The organism is Alkalihalobacterium sp. APHAB7, from assembly GCF_048323755.1.
Classification (GTDB): Bacteria; Bacillota; Bacilli; order Bacillales; family Bacillaceae_F; genus Alkalihalobacterium.
Genome location: NZ_JBLWFS010000001.1, coordinates 1 through 25,866, shown reverse-complemented (window position 1 = coordinate 25,866; position 25,866 = coordinate 1). Strand labels below are relative to the sequence as shown.

Annotated in this window: 22 protein-coding genes; 9 read left to right on the top strand and 13 right to left on the bottom strand. The window is 36.7% G+C overall.

Features of this window, described 5'->3' with window-relative positions:
- Nucleotides 1-82: 82 nt before the first annotated feature.
- Nucleotides 83-1,105: a hypothetical protein gene (locus ACNSTQ_RS00110; RefSeq protein WP_418197835.1), complete on the bottom strand. Its 1,023-nt coding sequence runs from the start codon at nucleotides 1,103-1,105 to the stop codon at nucleotides 83-85.
- Nucleotides 1,106-1,259: 154 nt separating this feature from the next.
- On the opposite strand from ACNSTQ_RS00110, the gene yyaC reads away from it, so the two are divergent.
- Entirely contained in the window at nucleotides 1,260-1,910 is a 651-nt protein-coding gene (gene yyaC / locus ACNSTQ_RS00105; protein WP_418197834.1) for a spore protease YyaC, read from the top strand.
- A gap of 67 nt (nucleotides 1,911-1,977) precedes the next feature.
- On the opposite strand, the gene ACNSTQ_RS00100 is transcribed toward yyaC, so the two are convergent.
- The 12 genes from ACNSTQ_RS00100 to rpmH form a co-directional block, all read right to left on the bottom strand.
- Complete coding sequence (locus ACNSTQ_RS00100) at nucleotides 1,978-2,712, bottom strand: DUF554 domain-containing protein (protein WP_418197833.1); 735 nt, start codon at nucleotides 2,710-2,712, stop codon at nucleotides 1,978-1,980.
- Between the two features lie 78 nt (nucleotides 2,713-2,790).
- On the bottom strand, nucleotides 2,791-3,945 hold the full coding sequence (locus ACNSTQ_RS00095) for an aminotransferase class V-fold PLP-dependent enzyme (protein ID WP_418197832.1): 1,155 nt from the start codon (nucleotides 3,943-3,945) through the stop codon (nucleotides 2,791-2,793).
- A 150-nt stretch (nucleotides 3,946-4,095) separates the two neighbouring features.
- Nucleotides 4,096-4,947 carry a ParB/RepB/Spo0J family partition protein gene (locus ACNSTQ_RS00090; RefSeq protein WP_418197831.1) on the bottom strand — a complete coding sequence of 284 codons (852 nt, stop codon included), beginning with the start codon at nucleotides 4,945-4,947 and terminating at the stop codon, nucleotides 4,096-4,098.
- Complete coding sequence (locus ACNSTQ_RS00085) at nucleotides 4,928-5,701, bottom strand: ParA family protein (protein WP_418197830.1); 774 nt, start codon at nucleotides 5,699-5,701, stop codon at nucleotides 4,928-4,930. Before ACNSTQ_RS00085 ends, ACNSTQ_RS00090 begins: the two co-directional genes overlap by 20 nt.
- 706 nt (nucleotides 5,702-6,407) lie before the next feature.
- Nucleotides 6,408-7,280, bottom strand: a complete 873-nt coding sequence (noc, locus tag ACNSTQ_RS00080; protein ID WP_418197829.1) for a nucleoid occlusion protein — start codon at nucleotides 7,278-7,280, stop codon at nucleotides 6,408-6,410.
- Between the two features lie 420 nt (nucleotides 7,281-7,700).
- Complete coding sequence (gene rsmG, locus ACNSTQ_RS00075; RefSeq protein ID WP_418197828.1) at nucleotides 7,701-8,417, bottom strand: 16S rRNA (guanine(527)-N(7))-methyltransferase RsmG; 717 nt, start codon at nucleotides 8,415-8,417, stop codon at nucleotides 7,701-7,703.
- An 18-nt stretch (nucleotides 8,418-8,435) separates the two neighbouring features.
- Entirely contained in the window at nucleotides 8,436-10,325 is a 1,890-nt protein-coding gene (gene mnmG / locus ACNSTQ_RS00070) for a tRNA uridine-5-carboxymethylaminomethyl(34) synthesis enzyme MnmG (RefSeq protein ID WP_418197827.1), read from the bottom strand.
- A 21-nt stretch (nucleotides 10,326-10,346) separates the two neighbouring features.
- Complete coding sequence (gene mnmE / locus ACNSTQ_RS00065) at nucleotides 10,347-11,723, bottom strand: tRNA uridine-5-carboxymethylaminomethyl(34) synthesis GTPase MnmE (protein WP_418197826.1); 1,377 nt, start codon at nucleotides 11,721-11,723, stop codon at nucleotides 10,347-10,349.
- 379 nt (nucleotides 11,724-12,102) lie between these two features.
- Nucleotides 12,103-12,720: an RNA-binding cell elongation regulator Jag/EloR gene (jag, locus tag ACNSTQ_RS00060; protein WP_418197825.1), complete on the bottom strand. Its 618-nt coding sequence runs from the start codon at nucleotides 12,718-12,720 to the stop codon at nucleotides 12,103-12,105.
- Complete coding sequence (spoIIIJ, locus tag ACNSTQ_RS00055) at nucleotides 12,717-13,487, bottom strand: YidC family membrane integrase SpoIIIJ (RefSeq protein ID WP_418197824.1); 771 nt, start codon at nucleotides 13,485-13,487, stop codon at nucleotides 12,717-12,719. Before spoIIIJ ends, jag begins: the two co-directional genes overlap by 4 nt.
- Before the next feature lie 16 nt (nucleotides 13,488-13,503).
- A complete protein-coding gene (gene rnpA / locus ACNSTQ_RS00050) occupies nucleotides 13,504-13,908 on the bottom strand; it encodes a ribonuclease P protein component (protein ID WP_418197823.1) in 405 nt (134 codons plus the stop codon).
- 104 nt (nucleotides 13,909-14,012) lie between these two features.
- Nucleotides 14,013-14,150, bottom strand: coding sequence for a 50S ribosomal protein L34 (gene rpmH, locus ACNSTQ_RS00045; RefSeq protein ID WP_075385134.1), 138 nt, complete (start codon nucleotides 14,148-14,150; stop codon nucleotides 14,013-14,015).
- Between the two features lie 799 nt (nucleotides 14,151-14,949).
- Here rpmH and dnaA point away from each other — a divergent pair.
- The 8 genes from dnaA to ACNSTQ_RS00005 all read left to right on the top strand — a co-directional run bounded on the left by dnaA (nucleotide 14,950) and on the right by ACNSTQ_RS00005 (nucleotide 25,582).
- On the top strand, nucleotides 14,950-16,302 hold the full coding sequence (dnaA, locus tag ACNSTQ_RS00040; protein ID WP_418197822.1) for a chromosomal replication initiator protein DnaA: 1,353 nt from the start codon (nucleotides 14,950-14,952) through the stop codon (nucleotides 16,300-16,302).
- A 165-nt stretch (nucleotides 16,303-16,467) separates the two neighbouring features.
- Complete coding sequence (gene dnaN, locus ACNSTQ_RS00035) at nucleotides 16,468-17,610, top strand: DNA polymerase III subunit beta (protein WP_418197821.1); 1,143 nt, start codon at nucleotides 16,468-16,470, stop codon at nucleotides 17,608-17,610.
- A gap of 267 nt (nucleotides 17,611-17,877) precedes the next feature.
- A complete protein-coding gene (gene yaaA / locus ACNSTQ_RS00030; RefSeq protein ID WP_418197820.1) occupies nucleotides 17,878-18,099 on the top strand; it encodes a S4 domain-containing protein YaaA in 222 nt (73 codons plus the stop codon).
- A 12-nt stretch (nucleotides 18,100-18,111) separates the two neighbouring features.
- On the top strand, nucleotides 18,112-19,227 hold the full coding sequence (gene recF / locus ACNSTQ_RS00025) for a DNA replication/repair protein RecF (RefSeq protein WP_418197819.1): 1,116 nt from the start codon (nucleotides 18,112-18,114) through the stop codon (nucleotides 19,225-19,227).
- A gap of 9 nt (nucleotides 19,228-19,236) precedes the next feature.
- The gene (gene remB, locus ACNSTQ_RS00020; protein ID WP_418197818.1) at nucleotides 19,237-19,500 is read left to right on the top strand and encodes an extracellular matrix regulator RemB; all 264 of its coding nucleotides are present in this window, start codon (nucleotides 19,237-19,239) and stop codon (nucleotides 19,498-19,500) included.
- Nucleotides 19,501-19,732: 232 nt separating this feature from the next.
- Nucleotides 19,733-21,646, top strand: a complete 1,914-nt coding sequence (gene gyrB, locus ACNSTQ_RS00015; protein WP_418197817.1) for a DNA topoisomerase (ATP-hydrolyzing) subunit B — start codon at nucleotides 19,733-19,735, stop codon at nucleotides 21,644-21,646.
- A 41-nt stretch (nucleotides 21,647-21,687) separates the two neighbouring features.
- Complete coding sequence (gene gyrA / locus ACNSTQ_RS00010) at nucleotides 21,688-24,237, top strand: DNA gyrase subunit A (protein WP_418197816.1); 2,550 nt, start codon at nucleotides 21,688-21,690, stop codon at nucleotides 24,235-24,237.
- Nucleotides 24,238-24,499: 262 nt separating this feature from the next.
- Nucleotides 24,500-25,582 (top strand): HD-GYP domain-containing protein, encoded by a 1,083-nt coding sequence (locus ACNSTQ_RS00005; protein WP_418197815.1) that lies wholly within the window; start codon nucleotides 24,500-24,502, stop codon nucleotides 25,580-25,582.
- The last annotated feature ends 284 nt before the right edge of the window (nucleotides 25,583-25,866 follow it).

Sequence of the window (25,866 nt, the reverse complement as noted above, 5' to 3'; positions counted from 1 at the left end):
ATCGACTCCTCCTAAGAGACGTTCGTCCATTTTTACGTTATTATACACTACTTTAATGGAAAGAAGGAATAATGTTTGTTAATTATTTGCTAAATGTTCCTTTTCTTAAAATAGGATAAAGGAGGATCGATGCTAAAACATATAAATTTAATATTCCATACAAAGGATATAAAATTGAAATAAGGGTTGAGAAGCCAAACGTCGTAAGTGGAACCATTGTCATTAAGAGTAGTAGTGCAAGAAGCCAAATCGGTAAATTTACATACTCTCTAAACCTTGATACTAATCCAAAAACGCCTGCAGCAGCTGTTGTATAAATAGCAATCCATAGTAACCCTGACATCAGTAACACCATGAAATAAGGATAATGCTTTAGAATAGCAAAAAGCGGAATTTCGTAAAGGATGATTTCTCCAGCTACCTGAAGCAACGACTCATTATATAAAAATGAGATACTTCCTAGTATCACCCCACTGCCAATACTAGCAATCCAAATTTCTCCCTCATGTTTAATTTCTCTTCCGATCGCTGACAAAACCGCAATAAGAGGTAATATGTTTAAAGCCGTAAACGTTAATGCTGCTGGCCAATTTCTTTGTTCACTGAGTGACATTTCAATTGGGAAGCCTTTCATATATTGAAAAGCAAATAATACCGTTAATAAACAAATGATTAAGATTGGAATAACAAATGCATTCATTGAAGTCATTCCTTTTGTATCCCAGACGAACAGTAAAATTAACAAACCACAAATAATACCAATTCCAAACCAATACGGTAAATGAATGACTTCTAATGTAGCTCCCCCACCTGCAAGCATAATAACCGTTGTAGAAAACAAATAAAGGACAATCATTACATCATATACTTTAGTAAACTGTTTTCCCATCAGCGTTTGTAATACTGGAATGTAGTGTGAAGATTGAGACTTGTAGCTAATCTTTAAAATAACCGTACAGCTCACAATAAACAAAATGGCAAATAATATAATTGCTAGTCCACTTTCACTCCCAAAAAATTCCCATAGTTCTCTTCCTGAAGCATATCCTGCTCCTATCATTGTTCCAATAATTAAAAATAACCATTTTAATCCATTCGTTACCAATGCAATGTCTCTCCTTCCAATGCTTGTACTTTTAACAAAACAGAAAGGATAGTTTCCAAGCCTCTATATCTTTACTACCTTTTCTTCTCTCTTTATGTATAGAAAGGAAAAAATATCCGTATACTGTTACTACTATTGCAAAGGAGAGAGATATATGATTCTTAATCGAAATATTTTCCCTAAAAAAGCTCCTCCTTCTCGTTTTCATATGGATGAGCCGAATGCAAGAAATTCGATTTCAGAGCAACTAGCTGAACTATTAAGCCCACATTCTCATCGTGAGCTTGTCATTGTTTGCATAGGTACAGATCGTTCGACAGGAGATTCTTTAGGACCTTTAATTGGTACGAAGCTATCAGAAAAACGACTATCAAAGTTTACGGTGTACGGAACTCTCGAATACCCTGTCCATGCTGTTAATTTGGAAGAAAAACTAGCAGAAATCGACCAGAATCATAGAAATCCTTATATCATTGGTATCGATGCTTGTCTTGGACGGTTAACGAGTGTCGGCCATATTACTGTTGCAAAGGGACCTGTCAAACCAGGAGCTGCTGTAAATAAGAAGTTACCGGAAGTTGGAAATATTCATATTACCGGTATTGTTAATGTCGGGGGAATGATGGAATACTTTGTCCTTCAAAACACACGACTGCATACCGTAATGAAAATGGCCAATCTTGTTGCTTCTAGCTTACACTTAACTGATCATACTCTCTCAGAACGGACCGAGCAAAAATCAAGTCTACTACAAACATTAAAACCTAGTATTTTTCTCCGAGAACGAAAAGAAACTCATCTGTAATAGATGAGTTTCTTCTATTTACACAAACTTCTTCTCTCAAAGATTGTTTCTATTTGCCTTTGAACCGTTAGCCAAAAAATGAGAAAAATGCAATAATCGAGTTCCAATAATAGACGCAAGTCACTAATATAGCTGTAACTAATATGGAAGGCAGCAAATTAGCGACACGAATTTGAGTTAAACCGAGTATATTTAAGCCAATAGCTATAATCATAATTCCACCCGTCGCTGTCATTTCCACAATAAAAGTATCCATTAACTCACTAGGAATGAAGCGATCGATTTGTGTTGCAAATAAGGCAATTCCTCCTTGATATAGCATAACAGGGATAGCAGAAAATATAACTCCTATACCTAGAGCGGAAGTAAAAATTATTGCAGAAAAGCCATCGAGCATTGCCTTTGTATATAAAACAGAATGATCCCCGCGTAGCCCACTATCTAATGCGCCGATGATGGCCATAGCTCCTACTACATAGATTAAAGTTGTGGTAACAAACCCTTTGGCTATTCCTCCATTTTCTTTGGCCCCTACTTTATTTTCTAACCACTTACCTAAACGATTGAGCTTATCTTCTAAATCCCAGCGTTCTCCGAGTAGTCCCCCTACAACTAAACTTCCAATAACAATTAAAAACTGATCACTTTTTAGTCCCATACCAACTCCTAAAACAATAACAGCTAATGATATAGCTTGCATGACAGTTGATTTAACCTTCTCTGGAATATTTTTAATTAGTGATCCTAGAAGTGCTCCAAATATAATTGCCAAACCATTGACGATTGTTCCTAATAAAACCATCGTTTCTCCACCCTCTATTTTTGTTCTTTCTTATCTTTTTAGCGCTGTTAACGAGTATTTTTTAACATAGCTATCTTTTTAAAAGAACGATTTTATCTCTTTAACAGCTTCTATAAATCGATCAATTTCTTCTATTGTGTTATAAAGCCCAAAACTAACACGAATTGCCCCTACTTCACCAGTACCCATTAATGAATGAGCAAGTGGTGAACAATGCAACCCAGAACGGACCCCAATTTGATAATGTTGATCAAGGATCATTGCTACTTCATGAACATCAATGCCCTCAATGGTAAATGAAATAACAGCTAACCTTGGAGTACTTACCTCCGGACCTATAATACGGATACCTTCAATTTTAGTTAATTTTTCTAAACAATAGGTCGTTAGTTTTGCTTCATGTTCGTATATATGTTCAAGTCCAACTGAATTAATTTCCTCTACTCCAGCTAAAAGCCCTGCAATTCCAGGAGTGTTTAACGTTCCGCTTTCATAACGCTCAGGTCTTTTTAGTGGTTGACCAATTTCTTCAGAATGGCTTCCTGTTCCACCGTAAATTAGTGGAAGTAAGTTGACATGATCTCTAATAATAAGGACCCCTGTCCCTTGAGGTCCCATTAATCCTTTATGGCCTGGAAATGCTAACAAATCGATATTCATTTCTTTCATATCGATTGGAAGTACACCTGCTGTTTGCGAAGCGTCAACAATAAATAAAAGATTTCGTTCACTTGCTATTTTTCCAAATTCTTTAATTGGCAGTATAGTTCCAGTCACATTTGAGCCATGACTAACCACTATCGCTTTTGTTCTATTGTTGATATTATTTTCCAATAATTCTAACATTGAACTATCACTTCCATCTAACTGTAAATAGGAAGTAACAATTCCTTTCGTTTCTTTAAGCATCTCTAACGGACGTCGAACCGAGTTATGCTCAAAACTAGTCGAGATCACGTGGTCCCCTTCTTCAAATGAAACACCTTGAATGGCCTGATTTAAAGCTTGTGTTGCATTTAAGTAAAAACAGACATTCGCTGGATTTCTCTCTCCAAACATAGCCGCTAATTTCTTTCGGGCCGTAAAAATAACATCATTGGCACGTACGGCTAATGAATGCCCTCCCCTTCCTGGATTCGCACCATAGTCGGTAATAGCCTCTAAAACAGCTTGTCCGACTTTATCCGGTTTTGGAAAAGATGAGGCTGCCTGATCAAAATAAATATAATTCATAATTTTCACCTACTTACTATATACTTTAATAAATATGACGTTCACCTATATGTATTTAGTTATTGTTTTTTCTACCACCTATTACTTACCATATCAGTTTTAAAAAGACAAAGAAAAGCCATCAATAGATGATGACTCTCCCACTATCTATTATTCAGTTTCTCTATCTAATAAAACTAATATCCGTTCTAAATCGTCTTCTGAGAAAAAATCAATTTCGATTTTTCCTTTTCGCTTGCCTTTTTTTATTGTTACCGATGTACCAAAGAAATTTCGAAGTGATTCTTCTTTTGACTTTAAGAATGGTGACTTTGTGTCTTTTTCCTTCTTTGTTTCACGTGAAACATTTTCGTTAATTCTTTGGACGAGCTTTTCTAACTCACGTACACTTAACTTTTCCTGCAATACTTTTTCTAAAAGCCGTGATAGTGTGCTTTTATCTTTTAACCCTAACAAGGCACGACCATGTCCCATTGACAATTTTCCGTCTTGAATGAATTGTTGTACGACATTTGGCAGTTGTAGGAGACGAAGGTGATTAGCTACATGCGGACGACTTTTACCTAATCGAATCGCTAACTGCTCTTGTGTCACTTGCATATGTTGCATTAACTTCTCATAAGCAATCGCTTCTTCAATTGGATTTAAATCCTCCCGCTGTAAATTTTCAATAAGAGCTATCTCCATCATCTTCTCTTCTGATAATTCTCTTATAACGACTGGCACCGTCTCAAGTCCTACTTCCATCGCAGCACGATATCGTCTTTCACCGACAACAATTTCATATCCTTTTATGCTTTTTCTAGCAATTAGCGGTTGAAGGATCCCGTGATTTTGGATCGATTCTTTCAATTCGTCAATTGATTTTTGTGAAAAGGTTTTACGTGGCTGATATGGATTCGGCCGTAAATCTCTTACCTTTATTTCTTGAACCTTTTCTTCTTTTTCATTAGCTGCTTCGGGAAAAAAAGCTTGAAGCCCCTTACCTAACCCTTTGGCCATCAGCTACCACTTCCTTTGCTAATTCTAAATAGACTTCGGCACCTCTCGATTTTGGATCGTATATAATGATAGGTTGTCCATGACTAGGTGCCTCCCCAAGTCGAACATTTCGTGGGATAATCGTTTGAAAAACTTTCTCACGGAAGTATTTTTTTACTTCATCAATGACTTGGATTCCAAGATTTGTTCTAGCGTCTAACATCGTTAATAAGACACCTTCTATTTCTAATTCTGTATTTAAATGTTTTTGAACGAGTCTTACTGTATTTAATAATTGACTTAATCCTTCTAACGCATAATACTCACATTGAACTGGGATTAGTACAGAGTCAGCTGCAGTTAATGCATTTATTGTTAATAAGCCAAGTGATGGTGGACAATCAATGATCATATAATCGTATTCCGCAGCTACTGCGTTTAAAGCTCGCTTTAAACGGACTTCCCTGGAAATCGTTGGAACTAGTTCAATTTCTGCACCAGATAACTGTATGGTTGAAGGAATAATATGTAGGTTTTCTACATTGGTTACTTTAATCACTTCATTAGCAGGAACATCTTCAACTAAAATATCGTAAACACATTGATCGACATCTCCTTTTTCTACCCCGGCACCACTCGTAGCATTACCTTGAGGATCGATGTCTACAAGTAAAACTTTCTTCCCGATATATGCTAAACATGCGCTTAAATTCACGGCCGTTGTGGTTTTTCCAACCCCACCTTTCTGGTTGGCCACCGCAATGATCTTCCCCATCCTGACACCTTCTTTCTTCTCTAAAACACCTTACATATTTTATTTTATCATGAAATGTTTTTATTGTTTTCTTTAATTTAAAATTTTTACTTTTTTCCTTCAATTCTCCTATATGGTAGAAAGGCGGAAGCACCCGTTCAGCGGCGTAAAGACTGGAGCTCGCCCGTATGAGATATAGGAAACACAGTGAGTACTAACGAGCTGATGTTGACTTATCGTAAGGAGGGGACGCGAAGTCTACTAGACGCTGGGTGCTGCAGCTAGACATAGAAAAGCGGAAGGCGTCTGCTTATTGGCGACAAGTGCTGGAGAGCCAGCAATAAGTGACCTGCTTTTTGGTCACATTTGATGGATCGAAGCGATCTCGAGCCAATGACGCCTGCAGCTGGACATGAAAGGCGGAAGCACTCGTTCAGCGGCGTAAAGACTGGAGCTCGCCCGTATGAAATATAGGAAACACAGTGAGTGCTAACGAGCTGATGTTGACTTATCGTAAGGAGGGGACGCGAAGTCTACTAGACGCTGGGTGCTGCAGCTAGACATAGGAAAGCGGAAGGCGTCTGCTTATTGGCGACAAGCGCTGGAGAGCCAGCAATAAGTGACCTGCTTTTTGGTCACTTTTGATGGATCGAAGCGACCTCGAGCCAATGACTCCTGCAGCTGGACATCCTTCTAATCTAAAAAAATAACCTATCATTGAGATAGATTATTTCTTAGGGATCCGTATCGTAAATTGGTAGAATTCATCATTTTCTTCTTCTGCTGTATCGACGTCTAATCCTGTTTTCATAACCATATCCACAGATTGGCGAATTGTATTCATCGCAATTCGCATGTCTTTTGAATACAATTTATGTTTCGGCTTTTTCTTCTTAGGATTTTCGCTAGCTTCTAATTTTGCTTTAACCCGTTCTTCCGTTTGCTTAACATTCAAGCCTTTTTCAATAATCTCTTCTAAAATCTGTTCTTGCCACTCCGCATTTTTTAATGAGATTAATGCTCTTGCGTGACGCTCTGTTATATTTCTCTCTAAAATTGCATCTTGAACAGACTGCGGTAAATGAAGCAGTCGTAATTTATTTGCAATCGTAGATTGTCCTTTTCCTAATCTTTGTGCTAGGCTTTCTTGCGTTAGTCCGTGTAACTCAAGTAGCTTTGCATAGGCAATAGCTTCTTCAATAGCTGTTAAACCTTCACGTTGTAGATTTTCGATTAACGCAACAGACGCTGTTTGTGAATCATTGAATTCTTTAATAATAGCTGGGATCTTCTCCCACCCTAGACTCGTGACCGCTCTCCAACGTCGTTCTCCAGCAATTAATTCATATTGCCCTTCTCGTTTTCTAACGACAATGGGTTGAATGACACCATGTGTTTTAATTGTTTGCGCTAATTCCTCAATTCTCTCATTATCAAAAACAGTACGTGGTTGGAACCGATTTGGAACAATTTCATGAATAGGAATTTGTTTTACTTCTTCTCTTTCCTCATTTGCTTCATTTTCTTTTTTTTCACCTGTTTCCACTTCTTCTTCATTTCTCTCTCCGAAGCCGAATAGGCGTGAAAACGGCTGTTTCATCGCCTTACACCACCTTCTGAATAATACCGTCTATTATAGTATTTATTTCGATAAGATCATACAATATTCCTGCTTATATCTATAAGTCTTTTATATCTTGGTTTTAAGCTTCACGTCAAGTATTTCTTGCTAGATTAATTGTTTCACGTGAAACAATTTATTTCAGTCTATGAAAATACCTTATAAAGCAGTAGTATTATATATTCGTTTGTAAAATATTACCATTTGAATTTCTAGGTCGATCGTCTTACAAAAATATCAATTGTAGCTTGTTAAAAATTCGCACGAATATCGAATCAACTTTTCTACATTCATTATAACATTTCTATTAGATTGAACTAGTCATGTATCTAAAAAGAAAAGAGCTGTGCCATTTTTTCTTTTTCTTCCCACAGCTCTTCGCTTCTCTTTTGACCTTGCTTATACTAACGGTTGTTTATTAGGTGTGCCTGGCTTTCTTGGATACTTATTTGGTGTTGTTTTTATTTTTTCTACTATTATTATATGGCGTTCACTTTCCTCGATGGGCAGAATGAAACGCTCATCTTTCACTAGCTTTCCGCCAAGTAATGAGATTGCTTTTTTTCCCTCTTGCAACTCATCACTTGCTCCTGCACCTTTCATTGCAATAAATGTCCCATTCACCTTGACTAAAGGAAGACAAAGTTCTGAAAGTACAGGCATTCTTGCTACTGCTCTCGCCATTACAATATCGTACTTTTCACGATGCTCTTTATTTTTTCCAAATAATTCAGCGCGGTCGTGGAAAAAAGACACATTATCTAAGTTCAGCGTATCGGCTAAGTGATTTAAAAACCCAATGCGCTTATTTAATGAATCAACAATGCTCACATGAAGATGCGGGAAGCAGATTTTTAATGGAATGCTAGGAAATCCTGCCCCTGCTCCAACATCAATGATTTTAAATGGTTTCGAAAAGTCAAAATAAAAAGCTGCAGAAATCGAATCAAAAAAGTGCTTTAAGTACACTTCATTCTCTTCTGTTATTGCCGTCAAGTTCATTTTTTCATTCCACTCGACTAATGTGTGGAAATACTGATCAAATTGTTCAAGTTGTGCCGGCGAAAGAGAAATTCCCTTCTCCTCTAACATGTGCTGAAATTGTTCTTTACTCATAGGTCCTCCAAAATACAATTAGGATGGTTTTACTTTTGCTAATTTTCCTTGCTCTAAGTAAACAAGCAAGATGGAAATATCAGCTGGATTAACACCTGATACACGTGAAGCTTGACCGACGGATAACGGACGAACTTGACTTAACTTTTGCTTCGCTTCTGTCGCCAACCCTGAAATGGCATGATAATCGAGATTTTCCGGGATTTTTTTATCTTCCATTTTCAATGCTCGCTCTACTTGTTGTAATTGTTTTTGGATATAGCCTTCATATTTCACTTGAATTTCAACTTGTTCTGCTACATCGTCAGATATCTCTTTATCTGCAGGGACCATCTTTTCAATTAGTGAATATTTAATTTCAGGTCTTTTTAATAAGTGCACTGCACGGACGGCCTCATGTAATGGAGATGACTGTGCATCGACTAATAATGCTTGAACATCTTCATTTGGCTTAATCATCACTTCTTCTAATCTCTGTTTTTCTTCTTCGATAAGTTGCCTTTTTTCTTTAAATCGTTCGTATCGCTCTTCTCGAATTAATCCAATGTCATAGCCAATTTCCGTAAGTCTTAAATCAGCATTGTCATGGCGCAGCAGTAAGCGGTGCTCTGCACGTGAAGTCAGTAAACGGTATGGCTCATTTGTACCTTTTGTTACTAAGTCATCAATTAACACACCGATGTAAGCTTGTGAGCGATCGAGAATCAACCCATCTTTTCCCTGGGAATATCTCGCCCCATTAATTCCTGCAATTAGACCTTGACCTGCAGCCTCTTCATATCCGGATGTTCCATTGATTTGACCAGCTGTAAATAACCCCGATATTTTTTTCGTTTCAAGGGTTGGCCATAATTGAGTCGGAACAATTGCATCATACTCGATTGCATATCCAGGGCGCATCATTCTTACGTTTTCAAGTCCAGGGATCGTTTTTAGCATCTTCAACTGAATTTCTTCTGGTAAGCTCGTTGAAAATCCTTGTACATATACTTCCTTTGTGTTTTTTCCTTCAGGTTCTAAGAAGATTTGATGACGTGGTTTATCATTAAATCGCACCACTTTATCCTCAATGGACGGGCAATATCTAGGTCCTGTTCCTTCAATGACACCTGAATACATAGGTGAACGATGTAAGTTATCATTAATAATATGATGTGTTTCTTCGCTCGTATATGTTAACCAACATGGTAGTTGATCGGTAATGTATTTTGTTGTTTCATATGAGAAAGCTCGTGGAACATCATCACCTGGTTGAATTTCTGTTTTGGAATAATCAATCGTACTGCTATTCACACGAGGCGGTGTTCCTGTTTTAAAGCGAACCATTTCAAACCCTAATTCTTGAAGGTGATACGAGAGCTTTACAGATGGCTGCATGTTATTTGGACCACTTTCGTAGGCTAAATCACCAAGAATGATTTTCCCTCTTAAGTAGGTTCCCGTTGTAATAATTACTGCTTTTGAACGGTACTCTGCACCTGTATTTGTAATAACACCTTTACATACTCCATCTTCTACAATTAAGCGGTCGACCATGCCTTGACGAAGTAATAAGTTTTCTTCTTCTTCGATAGTATTTTTTAACTCATGCTGATACATAAACTTATCAGCTTGTGCTCGTAATGCACGAACTGCAGGACCTTTTCCTGTGTTCAGCATGCGCATTTGAATATGGGTCTTATCAATGTTTCGTCCCATTTCACCACCTAAGGCATCAATTTCACGGACGACAATTCCCTTGGCTGGTCCTCCTACTGAAGGGTTACACGGCATATACGCAACTGCATCTAAATTTAAAGTTAACATTAACGTCTGAGCTCCCATTCGAGCGGCTGCAAGTCCGGCTTCACAGCCCGCATGGCCTGCACCAATTACGATAACGTCAAATTCACCACCTTGATACTGCATGTGGTTTTCAGCTCCTTTTACTTATTTACCTAGACAAAATTGAGAAAACAGTTGATCAATTAAGCTTTCGTGAACACTATCACCAATAATTTCACCTAGTAATTCCCACGTTCTAGTAATATCTATTTGTACCATATCTACCGGCATTCCATTTTCAATGGCATGAATGGCTTCTTGAACTGATTTTTTAGCTTGGGTAAGAAGAGCAATATGTCTTGAATTTGAAACATAGGTTACATCTTCTCCTTCAATACCTGCTACAAAAAACAGCTCTTTAATTGCTTCCTCTAGCTCATCGACACCTTCGTCTCGCAGTAAGGATGTCGTTACAATCGATCGGTCTTTTGCGAGTTCTTTCACACGGCCTAGATCAATTTTTTGTTCTAAATCTGTTTTATTAACGATAATAATGGCGTCCATATTATCTATAGCTTCCATTAAAGCTTCGTCTTCTTTTGATAATTCTTCACTATAATTAAGTACTAATAAAATTAGTTGGGCTGCTTTTAATGCTTGTCTAGACCTCTCAACACCAATTTTTTCTACAATATCTTCAGTTTCACGTATTCCTGCCGTATCAATTAACCGTAAAGGAACACCTCTTACATTAACATATTCTTCAATGACATCTCTTGTCGTACCTGGAATATCAGTAACAATCGCTTTGTTTTCATGAACTAAGCTGTTTAATAATGAAGATTTACCTACGTTTGGGCGTCCTATAATCGCGGTAGCTAAACCTTCTCTTAAGATTTTCCCTTGTGCAGCTGTTTCTAATAACTTTTCTATTTCCCGGTACACAAATTGAGCTTTTTCAAGTAGAAGATTGTTTGTCATTTCTTCAGCATCATACTCTGGATAATCAATATTAACTTCAACGTGTGCTACCGTTTCTAATAATGCTTGTCGTAATGTTCTAATCTTCTTTGAAAGCCGACCATCTAACTGGCCTAAAGCAACATTCATAGCACGGTCAGTTTTGGCCCGTATCAAGTCAATAACACCTTCTGCCTGAGACAAGTCAATTCTTCCATTTAAAAAAGCTCGCTTAGTAAATTCACCCGGTTCCGCTAGTCGGGCACCTTCATTTAACACGAGTTGCAGTACACGATTAACTGACACTAATCCACCGTGGCAATTTATTTCTACAATATTTTCACGGGTAAAGGTTCTTGGACCTCTTAAAACAGACACCATGACTTCCTCTACTTTATTTTCCGTTTGAGGATCAATAATATATCCATATTGGATTGTATGACTTTCTACTTCTCCTAGCCGTTGTTTTCCTTTATATACTTTGTCTGCAATTTGTATCGCATCGTCACCAGAAAGTCTCACGATTGCAATCGCTCCCTCTCCCATTGGCGTCGATATTGCAGCAATTGTATCGAACTCCATTGTGTCACCTCAATTCTGACGTTCGTTTTTATAATAAAATAACTTTCATTATATATTCGTTCGAACATACTTCCCTAAAAAAATAGAATACCACATATTCCCGTCCAAAAAAAGATATCAACAACCTTCATTATATTTTAACCTATATTGTCAGAAGAAAAACTATCCACATGTGGATAGTTTATTTCCATCACTCGACGATTGACGAGCCTTTAGCCGAAGGTAGAGCGTAGTTGCACTATACTTCGTTCCTAAAATTGTCCACTATATCAATGAACTTCTTTGCTGGTAATTTATGCTTTCCTTAACGTAAAAAAGAAGCTGCACACCTCAACTTTGAGATGCACAGCCACTTTATAGATAACGAACTCTTATTAATTTATTTCGGGTTGATTACAATATATCGTTTCGGCTCTTGCCCTTCAGAATATGTTGCGATCCCCTTACTATTTTGAAGTACAGTGTGAATGATTTTACGTTCATGAGCTTGCATAGGCTCTAATTTGACCGTTTTTTTCGTTTGGATTGCCTTTTTTGCTAGTCGTTCGGCTAACTGCTCTAACGACTGCTTTCTGCGCTCCCGGTAGTTTTCTGCATCTAAACGAATACGTAAAAAGCCATCAGAATTGCGATTAGCCACTAAATTCACTAAATATTGAAGCGAATCCAACGTTTGTCCTCTTCTTCCAATCAGTGTACCGATATGCTCACCTTGTAAATCAAAAATAGTTTCTCTATTTTCTGCCTTTACAACAATATCAACTTCAACCCCCATTTTTACAAATAAGACGTTGAGAAACTCCATAGCTTCTTGTACGGAATCGGGTTTTAATTCAACTTCAACCACTGCAGGTTTTCCACCGAAAAGTCCAAAAAATCCTTTTTGAGGTTCCTCTACCACTTGAACCTCTACTTCTTCTCTCGTTGTATTTAGTTCTACTAATGCTTTTTCAATCGCTTCTTCAATCGTTTTTCCAGATGCAGTCACTTTTTTCACTTTTTCTTTCCTCCTGCACTTGCTGGTTCATCTTCTTTTTTTCCTACATTAGGACCTGTAATAAAGTAGGTTTGTATAATCATAAATAAGTTACCTACTACCCAGTACAATGTTAACGCTGCTGGGAAAAACATCGCAAAGACGAAAATCATGATTGGCATCATGTAAAGTAAGATTTTCATTTGCGGATTGTCCGTTACCATCATCATTTTTTGCTGGATAAACGTCGTAATACCAGCAATCAACGGAAGTAAAATTGGATCAGGAACATCAAGATAGAACCACAAGAATTGCTGATGGCCAATTTCTTCAGTACGCATTATTGCATGATAAAATGCAAGTAATATTGGCATTTGAATAAATAAAGGTAAACATCCCGCTAAAGGATTAACTCCTTTTTCCTGGAACATTTTCATCGTTTCTTGTTGAAGCTTTTGCTGTGTTTTTTGATCTTTTGCACTATATTTTTCACGTAGTTTTTGCATTTCTGGCTGTATCGCTTGCATCGCCTTTGCACTCTTAGTTTGTTTTATCATTAATGGTAGAAGTACTGTTCGTATTAAGATAGTTACTGTTATAATAGCCAAACCAAAACTATCATTAAAAAAGTCTGCAAAATAGATGATTAACCAAGATAATGGATATACAAGGTAGCGATCCCAAACACCAGTACTTTCAGCGTTGATTGGTTCTTCTAGGTTAAAACACCCTGTAAGAAGCACAAGCATACTGATAAGCAACAAGGTTAAACCAAGCTTTCTTGACACCTATATTTCCTCCTTGTCATTCACCAAATCTACTTTTATTTTTACGGTTAGGCACCGCCTGTTTTTCACTATGTATACGATCTTTTAAAAATACCCCAGCTTTTTTAGAAACATGGACTAAACTTTTTTCCATCTCAAAAAAATCCATATCTGCTGTCGGTTTTCTCGCAATAACCACATAGTCCTTATCTTGCATTAACTGATCTTCATACTGGTTGAACCATTCACGTATGACTCTTTTTATTCGGTTACGCATTACCGCGTTACCAATTCGTTTACTAACCGATAAGCCGATTCGAAAATGAGTTTGTCCTTCTTTATGAAGTGCATACAAGACAAATTGACGGTTAGCAACGGATTTTCCTTTATTAAATACTATAGAGAACTCTTCATTTTTCTTAATTCGAAAAGCTTTCTTCATCCGTTACCCCCAACGATCCTAATTATGATTAATTATTCTACTACTGATAGAACAATATCTTAACGTCTTTTTTAGTGAAAAAGACCACTGAAGATTCCAGTGGCCTATGCAGATAATACTTTTCTTCCTTTACGACGACGACGAGCTAAAACTTTACGACCGCTTGGTGTGCTCATACGTGCACGGAAGCCGTGAACTTTCTTACGTTTTCGGTTATTTGGTTGAAACGTTGGTTTTCCCATCTATAACACCTCCCTGAGGATATACTCAACATAGACATTCTTGTAAATTATAAGGAACGAACCGACCAATTGTCAAGTATACCTTTTGATTTGTCTTGTTGTTAAATCTTTCATAATGACTCTTTTCTTATAAAGATTGCTGCTATTAGCTCTTGAACCGTTAGCCAAGCGAATGCTTTGCTCTTCACGTACAACATGAAGATCTTGAAAATAAAATAGCCTTCATAATAGAAAGCTTAATGATTTTAGAATAACCATCTTCTTCGATCAATAGACAAAACCTCGGAAGTATTCCCACCTTTCGACTGTGGATAACATTTATCGACAGCATCTGACTTTTCCTCAAGATTATCTACAACATATACACACCATCTAGTATTGTGGACAAAAACTAAACACAAGGGATAGTATTCTGTGGATAAATCAATAAAAGCGTTGCAACACCTATCATTTTTTGCTATTATATATTTGTTTTCACCCGTGGATAGTTTCCTTTCATATTCTTTTTATCCACAACCTGTGCATAAACCTGTGGACAGTTATAAAAGACTGTTTGTAAGCTTGTCCACACATTGTTTATAATTTATATTACGACGCTTTTCTACTATATTATACATTTCTCCACATATTGTGTGTATTGCATACTTATACATTTATAAAAAATTGCATTATACAATCATTGTACAGAAAGGTAGAAGAAAGCTACTATCCTATAAAAACTTGGATATAAGCCAAGTTTTTATTTAATTATTTTTTAGTACGGAATATTAGAATCCCTAAGAAAAGGAGGGAGCAATAATTGGAAAACATAAACGACTTATGGGACCGAGCTCTTGCTGCAATGGAAGTAAAAGTAAGTAAACCGAGCTTTGAAACTTGGTTGAAAGCTACAAAAGCAAACAACATTGAAAGTGATACGATCATTATTACAGCACCAAATGAGTTTGCAAGAGATTGGTTAGAAAATCGGTATTCAAGTATTATTTCTGAAACGTTAGAAGATATTACTGGTTCTAACTTAAGTGTGAAATTTATTATTCCCAAAAATCAATTAGAGGATGACTTTTTAATTGAACAAGAAGTAAAAAAGTTACCGAAAGATCCGCTTCCAACTAACGGTGACATCCCTAAAAGTATGTTAAATCCAAAATACACATTCGATACTTTTGTTATTGGATCTGGAAATCGTTTTGCTCATGCTGCATCACTTGCCGTTGCTGAAGCTCCAGCAAAAGCTTATAATCCCTTATTTATTTATGGTGGAGTTGGGCTGGGAAAGACACACTTAATGCATGCGATCGGCCACTATGTTATCGATCATAATCCAAATGCAAAAGTAGTTTATTTATCATCAGAGAAATTCACGAATGAGTTTATTAATTCAATCCGTGATAATAAAGCAGTTCATTTTCGTAATAAGTACCGAAATGTGGACGTGCTATTAATAGATGATATTCAGTTTTTAGCTGGAAAAGAACAAACACAAGAAGAATTTTTCCATACATTTAACGCCTTACATGAAGAAAGTAAACAAATAGTAATTTCAAGCGACCGTCCACCTAAAGAAATTCCAACGTTAGAAGACCGGTTACGTTCTCGATTTGAATGGGGTTTAATAACTGATATCACTCCTCCTGATTTAGAAACGAGAATTGCTATTCTAAGAAAGAAAGCGAAAGCTGAGAATTTAGATATTCCAAATGAAGTTATGTTATATATCGCTAACCAAATTGACACGAACATTCGTGAATTAGAAGGTGCTCTCATCCGCGTTGTTGCTTATTCGTCGCTCATCAATCAAGATATGAATGCAGATCTAGCAGCAGATGCACTAAAAGATATTATTCCGAATTCAAAACCGAAAGTGCTGACAATCATTGATATTCAAAAAGTCGTTGGCGAACACTATAGTGTCAAGTTAGATGATTTTAAAGCAAAAAAGCGAACCAAATCGGTCGCATTTCCACGTCAAATTGCCATGTATTTATCTCGAGAAATGACAGATGCTTCTTTACCTAAAATCGGAAGTGAGTTTGGAGGGCGCGACCACACAACGGTCATTCATGCTCACGAAAAGATATCAAAATTGTTAACGACCGATCACGAGTTGCAACAAAAGGTTCAAGAAATCGTCGAACAACTTAGAAATTAAATTTGTGATTTATGTGAATAACTCAACCTAGCCTATGCACACATTATCCACATGTGTATAGGCTTTATCTTTCGGTTATTTCCCACTTATCCACAAATCCACAAGGCCTATTACTATTACTATTACTTTTTTAAATAAAAAATAATTAATTAAAGGTGATTAAAAATGCAATTTGTAATTAATAGAGATCGTTTCGTACATAGTGTCCAACATGTTTCAAAAGCTGTTTCTTCACGAACGACAATTCCCATTCTTACTGGTATTAAAATTGTTGCAACAAAAGAAGGTGTAACATTAACAGGTAGTGATTCTGATATTTCAATTGAGAGCTTTATACCGACAGAAGAAAATGACAAAGTTCTAGTAGAAGTATTAGAAGAAGGAAGTATTGTACTTCAAGCAAAGTATTTTACGGAAATCGTAAAAAAGTTACCAGAAGGTCAAATTGAGGTCTCTGTACAAGATCAGTTTGCGACAACAATACGTTCAGGTTCGGCGGTCTTTAATTTGAACGGACTTGATCCAGAAGAATACCCGCGCTTACCACAAGTAGAAGAACATCATGTTTTTCGTCTGCCGCAAGACTTATTAAAAAACATTATTCGACAAACTGGGTTCGCGGTGTCCACTCAGGAAACACGTCCAGTGTTGACAGGTGTAAACTTGACAGTAGAAAACGAGCAGTTGACCTGTACTGCAACAGATAGTCATCGACTAGCGATGAGAAAAGCGAAGATTGAAACGAATAATAGTGATCTGCATTTTGAAAATGTTGTTATTCCAGGGAAAAGCTTAAGTGAATTAAGTAAAGTTTTAGAGGAGACGGACCAACTAATCGATGTAGTTGTTACTGAAAGCCAAGTTTTGTTTCGTTTAAATAATTTACTGTTTTTCTCGAGATTATTAGATGGGAAGTATCCAGTAACTAAAAATATGATTCCGACACATTCAAAGACGGAATTTAAAATTAAAACAAAACCGTTTTTACAAACGTTAGAGAGAGCATTACTACTTTCAAGAGAAGGGAAAAATAATGTAATTAATTTAAAGACACTTGAAGAAGGTGAAATTGAAATTACATCCATTACGCCTGAAATTGGAAAAGTCACTGAGAAAATTCAAAGTAGTGACTTAAGTGGTGAAGATTTAAGAATTTCATTTAATGGTAAAAATGTTATTGATGCCCTAAAGGTTGTCGACAGTGATGAAATTCATATTGTATTTACAGGGGCTATGAGCCCGTTTGTTGTTCGACCAACAGAACATGATTTAGCACTTCATTTATTTTCACCGGTGCGAACTTACTAATCAGTTACAGCTGCACGCCAATGGCCTGCAGCTTTTTACAAACAAAAGGAAAGGCTTAAAATAAGGGGATTTTACTAAGTTAATGCACAGCTATTGGCGTTCTACTAATAGTTTAGTACAATAGAGATAAGAACTTAATTACCGATGAAAAAAAGGTAACGGATGAATAACAGCAATTGCCGAATAAATTGCTGTTTTATCTTTGTGCTTATAGGACAATCAAACATTTTCTACTTTTTTATAAATTACTGAAAGTGAGGGTTCTCTATGCCAGAAGAAGTAGTAATTAATTCAGAATATATTACTTTAGGTCAACTGCTTAAAGAAATTGGTGTCATTGATACAGGTGGTATGGCTAAATGGTTCTTATCCGAGCATGAAGTTGTTGTGAATAATGAATTAGAAAACCGTCGTGGAAAAAAATTATATCCAAACGATCAAATTACCATTACAACAGTAGGTACTTTTAAGATAGTGAACGGATCATAAGGGGGATCACCCTTGCACATTAAAGAACTCGTGGTAACTAATTACCGCAATTATGAAAAAGTCAGCCTAACATTTGAAGATCAAGTAAACGTAATCCTTGGTGAAAATGCTCAAGGAAAAACGAATTTGATTGAAGCCATCTATGTACTTGCGATGGCCAAATCACATCGAACGGCTCGTGATAAAGAATTGATTCATTGGAACGAAGAGTTTGCAAAGATAGATGGAAAGCTTCAAAGACGGAATGGTCCGTTATCGTTGGAAGTTATTATTTCCTCAAAAGGTAAAAAAGTAAAAATAAATAGTTTAGAACAACGAAAATTAAGTGAATATATTGGTGCAGCAAATGTCGTGATGTTTGCCCCAGAAGACTTAAATTTAGTAAAAGGTGCTCCTCAAGTGAGGAGACGCTTTATCGATATGGAAATTGGTCAAATTAACCCACTTTATCTTTTTCACTTAGGTAAATACCTAAAAATCCTTCAACAACGAAATCACCTGCTGAAAGAACTACAAAAAAATAAAGGCAATAAAGTGATGCTAGATGTGATCACAGCACAGCTCGTCGCAGAAGCCGTTAAGGTGATTGCCAAACGATTTGAGTTTATTGAGTTACTTCAGAATTGGGCAGAAGCTATCCATAAAGAGATTAGTCGAGGAAAAGAGTTGCTAAAAATCCAATATAAACCATCTATTAACGTATCAGAAAAGATGGAATTGTCGAAAATAGAAGAAGAACTCTACAACGGATTTGAAAAAGTAAAGGAAAGAGAAATTCAAAGGGGAACAACTCTTGTTGGGCCACATCGGGATGATATTGGATTCTTAGTGAATGACATGGATGTTCAAACATTCGGTTCTCAAGGACAACAACGAACGACTGCCTTATCGGTAAAGTTAGCAGAGATCGAACTAATCCATTCCAAAGTGGGTGAGTATCCTATTCTTCTACTGGATGATGTTCTTTCAGAATTAGATGATTACCGGCAATCGCACCTACTAAATACAATCCAAGGAAAAGTCCAAACATTTGTTACAACGACAAGCGTAGACGGAATTGATCATCAAACTTTAAAGCAAGCGACGACGTACTTTGTAAATCAAGGTCAGGTTGAGAAAAAGAACTGAGGTGGTCTTTTGTTTATTCATTTAGGTGGAGATACGGTTATTCGCTCCAAAGATGTTGTAGCTATATTAAATAGTGATATGAAAGAGTCATCAGGAATAACAAAAGAGTTTATAAATGCTCATTTAAAAGCAAATTATGTTGTCCAGATTTCAGAAGAAATTATTAAGTCAATTGTAATTACGAAAGAAAAGGTATATTATTCTCCTATTTCTTCTGTGACATTAAAACGAAGATCCCATGTAGTGTCTGAGCTTGAAAGTTATACTGAATAGCTTTTTTAAAAAGATAAGTCGTGTTAGATTATCCTGTTGATATCCGTTGATTTTGGGCTCATCGTATGAAAATAGCCTAAAATTAAATCAACAATACTCTTTAACAGCGCTTAAAGATAAGAAGTATTGGTGATATCTAGCGGAGCGCTGCTGAACGGCCGCTTACGCTTTTCTAAATTGACGACATAAAATTGAACAGTGGTAACCACTGAAAGAAGTGAAGGTGAAGAGATTGACGATTGAACAACATTCATACGACGAAAGTCAAATACAGGTGTTAGAAGGTTTAGAAGCTGTTAGAAAACGTCCAGGAATGTATATTGGTTCTACCAGTGTACGAGGCTTACACCATTTAGTATGGGAAATCGTTGATAATAGTATTGATGAAGCAATGGCTGGCTATTGTGACACGATTTCAATCTCGATTGAAGACGACAATAGTATAACGGTAGTAGATAACGGGCGTGGTATTCCTGTTGGTATACATGAGAAGATGGGAAGACCTGCAGTTGAAGTTATCATGACAGTACTCCATGCCGGTGGGAAGTTTGGCGGCGGCGGTTATAAAGTCTCTGGTGGATTGCACGGTGTAGGTGCTTCTGTTGTAAATGCTCTTTCGTCATGGTTAGAGGTAACCGTTTCTCGTGAGGGTAAGGTACACCACCTAAGATTTGAACGTGGTGTTCCACAAGGAGATCTCCAAGTAATTGGTGAGACTGAAGTTCATGGAACAAAAGTTCATTTCAAACCAGATTCAGAGATATTTAGAGAAACAACAGTTTATGAGTATGATACGTTAGCGACTAGAGTTCGTGAGCTAGCCTTTTTAAATCGTGGCTTAACGATTGAAATTACGGACAATCGTCCTGAAGGGAAGTCTGCAAAATTCCACTATGAGGGTGGAATTGCTTCGTTTGTAGAACATTTAAATCGAACGAAAGAAACGCTTCATCAAGAGCCGATTTTCATTGAAGGGGAAAAAGATGGATTAAATGTTGAAATTGCTGTTCAGTATAATGATGGTTATACAAGTAACATTTATTCTTTTGCTAATAACATTAGTACACATGAAGGAGGTACCCATGAATCTGGGTTTAAAACCGGACTTACTCGTGTAATTAATGACTATGCCAGAAAACAAAGTTTATTTAAAGAAAATGATCCCAACTTAACGGGTGAAGATGTACGTGAAGGATTAACTGCGATTATTTCAGTCAAAATCCCTGATCCACAATTTGAAGGTCAAACGAAGACAAAGTTAGGAAACAGTGAAGCCAGAACCATTACTGATTCACTATTTTCTGAGCACTTTGCCCGTTTCCTATCAGAAAATCCGACAGTCGCTAAAAAAATTGTTGAAAAAGGCTTAATGGCTTCAAGAGCACGTGAAGCGGCCAAAAAAGCGAGAGAGCTTACAAGAAGAAAAAGTGCATTAGAGGTAAGTTCATTACCTGGAAAACTAGCTGACTGTTCTTCTAAAGATGCTACAATTAGTGAAATTTATATTGTTGAGGGTGACTCTGCGGGAGGATCAGCAAAACAAGGTCGTGATCGTCACTTCCAAGCCATTTTGCCACTGCGCGGAAAAATTATTAATGTTGAAAAAGCTCGACTTGATAAAATACTAGCAAATAATGAAATTCGTGCGATCATTACGGCGCTCGGTACCGGAATTGGTGACGATTTTAATATTGAAAAGGCACGTTATCATAAGATTATTATTATGACAGATGCCGATGTTGATGGTGCCCATATTCGTACTTTAATTTTAACGTTTTTCTATCGTTATATGCGGCCGATTATTGAAAAAGGCTATATTTATATTGCGCAACCACCGCTATACAAAGTACAGCAAGGTCGTGATATACAATATGCATACAATGATAAAGAACTAGATGCGATTTTAAGCGAGATCCCTGATAAATCAAAACCAGGTATTCAGCGTTATAAAGGTTTAGGGGAAATGAATCCTGAACAACTATGGGAGACAACGATGGATCCATCGACAAGAACTGTCTTACAAGTAACATTAGAAGATGCAATGAAAGCCGATGAAGTATTTGAAATCTTGATGGGAGACAAGGTAGAGCCACGACGAGATTTCATCCAAGAAAATGCTCAATATGTTAAGAATTTAGATATATAATATTAAACCTTGCTCGAAACGGAGATATTGGAGGTTTCTAAATGGAAGAACAGGACCGTTCAAGAGTTAAAGAAATAAATATTAGCCAAGAGATGAAATCATCTTTCTTAGATTACGCAATGAGTGTTATTGTTAGCCGTGCGTTACCTGATGTTCGAGATGGATTAAAGCCTGTTCATAGACGAATTTTATTTGCTATGAATGAGCTTGGTATGACATCTGATAAAGCCTATAAGAAATCAGCTCGTATCGTCGGTGAGGTTATTGGTAAGTACCATCCTCACGGCGACTCTGCGGTTTATGAAACAATGGTACGTATGGCGCAGAATTTTAGTTATCGCTACATGCTTATTGATGGGCATGGTAACTTTGGATCGATCGATGGTGATGCAGCAGCTGCTATGCGTTATACAGAAGCTAGAATGTCGAAAATTTCGATGGAGCTTATCCGCGACATTAACAAGGATACAATTGATTACCAAGATAACTACGATGGTTCAGAGAGAGAACCGATTGTGTTACCATCACGTTTTCCAAATCTTTTAGTCAATGGTACTTCAGGTATTGCTGTAGGGATGGCAACGAATATTCCACCTCATCAATTAGGTGAAGTCATTGATGGTGTTTTGGAGTTAAGCCAGAATCCTGAAATTAGTGTTGCTGAATTAATGGAATTTATACCTGGTCCAGATTTCCCGACTGGAGCAGAAATTGTTGGGATTTCAGGAATTCGAAAAGCCTATCAAACAGGTAGAGGCTCTATTACCCTAAGAGCCAAGTCTCATATTGAAGAAATGCAAAATGGTAAGCAGCGAATTATAGTTACAGAGATTCCTTACCAAGTGAATAAAGCAAAGCTTATCGAAAAGATTGCAGAACTTGTACGAGATAAAAAAATTGATGGCATTACAGATCTACGCGATGAGTCCGATCGTACAGGTATGCGAATTGTGATTGAAGTTCGTCGCGATGCGAATGCCAATGTGTTACTAAATAATTTGTTTAAGCAAACGGCACTTCAGACAAGTTATGGAATTAACTTATTAGCACTAGTAGACGGGCAACCTAAAGTGTTGAACCTAAAAGAGTGCTTATTCCATTACTTAGAGCACCAAAAAGTTGTCATTCGTCGCCGTACAGCGTTTGAGTTAAGAAAAGCAGAGGCAAGAGCTCATATCCTTGAAGGATTACGTATTGCGTTAGATCATATTGATGAAATCATTTCATTAATTCGTAGTTCACAAACGACTGAGATTGCAAGAAATGGATTGATGGAGCGATTTGAATTAAGTTATGAACAAGCTCAAGCGATCCTTGATATGCGATTACAACGTTTAACAGGATTAGAGCGCGATAAGATTGAGGCTGAGTATGCTGAACTTGTTCAACGTATCGCAGAATTAAGAGCTATTTTAGCGGATGGAGAAAAAGTATTAGAAATCATCCGTGAAGAACTAGTAGAAGTTAGAGAAAAATTTAATGATGAACGTCGTACGATTATCTCCATTGGCGAAGAATCATTTGAAGATGAAGACTTAATTCCTCGTCAAAATATCGTCATTACATTAACTCATAATGGCTATATTAAACGTTTGCCGATTTCTACTTACCGTAGCCAAAAACGCGGTGGGAAGGGAATTCAAGGAATGGGTACGAATAATGATGACTTTGTTCAACATCTATTTACGACAAATTCACATCATACGATTCTCTTTTTCACAAATAAAGGGAAGGTTTATCGTCTAAAAGGGTATGAAATTCCTGAGCTAGGAAGAACAGCAAAAGGAATTCCGATTATCAATCTATTACAAATTGAGAAAGACGAGTACATTAGTACGGTTATTCCAATAGAAGAATTTGATGATAAACACAATCTTTTCTTTATGACGAAAGAAGGAATATGTAAACGATCACCGTTATCTTACTTTGCGAATATTCGTAGAGGCGGTTTGTTTGCAATTAATTTACGTGAAGAAGATGAATTGTTAGGGGTACGTTTAACAGATGGTAATCAAGAAATCATCATTGGAACGAAGAGCGGTTTAGCCATTCGCTTCCACGAAGATGACGTTCGTTTAATGGGCCGAACAGCTACAGGTGTTAAAGGAATCACTTTATCAGAAGATGACCGTGTAGTCGGAATGGATATTATTGAATCGGACCACGATGTATTAATTGTTACCGAAAATGGTTATGGTAAGCGAACAACTATTGATGATTACCGTATTCAACACCGTGGTGGTAAAGGTATAAAAACATGTAACATCACAGATAAAAATGGACCAGTCGTTTCATTAACGGTTGTTTCTAATGATCATGATCTCATGATTATTACAACAGCTGGAGTCATTATTCGTCTACATGTAAGTGAAATTTCACAAATGGGAAGGAATACACAAGGTGTAACTCTAATCCGTGTAGGTGACGATGGTGAAGTAGCAACGGTAGCTCGCGTAGATATTGATGATGAAGATATTGAAGAGCCAGAAGACGGTGAAGGAGTAGAAGAGAACACCGAATCTGATACGGATAGCAACGAAGAAACTTCAGCAGTAGAACATGAAGTAGAAGCAGAGGACAATAACGAGTAAAGAGGTTATGTGCTTCTCTAAGCAACAATATAATAAAGGTAAAAGGTCTTTCTCAATCCTTATTGAGAAGGGCCTTTTATTTTATTAGCGAGTATTCACAGACTATAGGTTATTAATTATCTAGTATAAAAGATACTCATATTGTATTGCATTATAGTTTTTAAGTCCTACGAAAGTCAGTGAGTTTCTGAAAAAACCCTTTATTTACCTGATGAAAGTAACGTATAATAGAATTACAGTATTGGGAAATAGAGGGGACACTATGAAAGTTAAGAGGAATCAGCTACAAGAAGGATGTATACTTGCCAGTGATCTATTTTTACTAACAAACCAACCGTTTATGAAAAAAAATACGGTGCTGAACGCTGAATTGCTAGAAGTGATAAATCGATTTTTAGTTGATGTTGTTGATGTAGAGAATAAATTAGTAACTGGTGAGAGATTTACTCCTCAAGAAATAATAGAGGAAGATATACAAACGGCACGAGAAAAAAAAGAAGATCCTTTTATAGACATGTATCTTTCAGCTGTACAAACGTATAAAAAATATTTTCAAGGATGGCAATCAGGATTAACTGTAGATATCGCAGAATTACGAAAGATGTATTTACCGTTATTAGAAAAAGCGATGGACCATCAGGGAGATATTTTAAAGCTGCACCATTATACTACAAAGGAAAACTATTTATATCACCATGCTGTATTTGTTGGAATTCTTTCTGCTCTTATAGCAAAAAGTTTACACTTCTCAAAAGCTGAATGGATTCAAGTTGGAATAGCTGGACTAATGTCTGATGCTGGTATGTCCAAACTTCCCAATCAATTAATTACAAAAAATGGCCCTCTATTACAAATAGAGTATGAGGAAATAAAAAAACATCCGATTACTAGTTATAATATGCTAAAGGGATTAAAAGGTGTGACCGATGCTGTCTTGTTAGCAGTTCTTCAACATCATGAACGAGAAGATGGTTCAGGTTATCCAATGGGAGTTCAGGCTAAAAAAATACATGCATTCAGTCAAATGGTAGCAGTAGCTGATGTTTATCATGCGATGGTATCCGAAAGATATTACCGCACAAAACAATCCCCTTTCAAAGTTATTGAAGCTTTAAATCAAGAGCAATTTGGGAAATTTCAACCAAGTGTCATTCAAGCATTAACCAAAGAATTATTAAGATATTTAATTGGAATAACGGCTCGACTTAACAATGGAGAAATAGGTGAGATCATCTTTATTAATCAACAGCAATTAACTCAGCCGATGGTTAAGTTGGAGAACTCAGAGGAAATTATTAATTTAAGTACACAGTCTTCTCTCTATATAGCCGATATACTCTATTAAATTTTTTTAAAATAACTATTGCATTCTAATAAATATATTGATATAATAATTTTTGTCGCTAAGGAAACACAACAAAACAAACACAGTGACAAACAAAAAACACTATTGACTTATAAGGTGATATGGTGTAAAGTTGATTAAGTTGTCGTTAAGACATAAGTTCTTTGAAAACTGAACAAAAAGCCAAGCGAAATAAATGAGATACATGATATCTCGTCAATGTTTTAAAAAACGTCACGTTTGTGACAGTGAGCTATATCAAACACTTTTATGGAGAGTTTGAT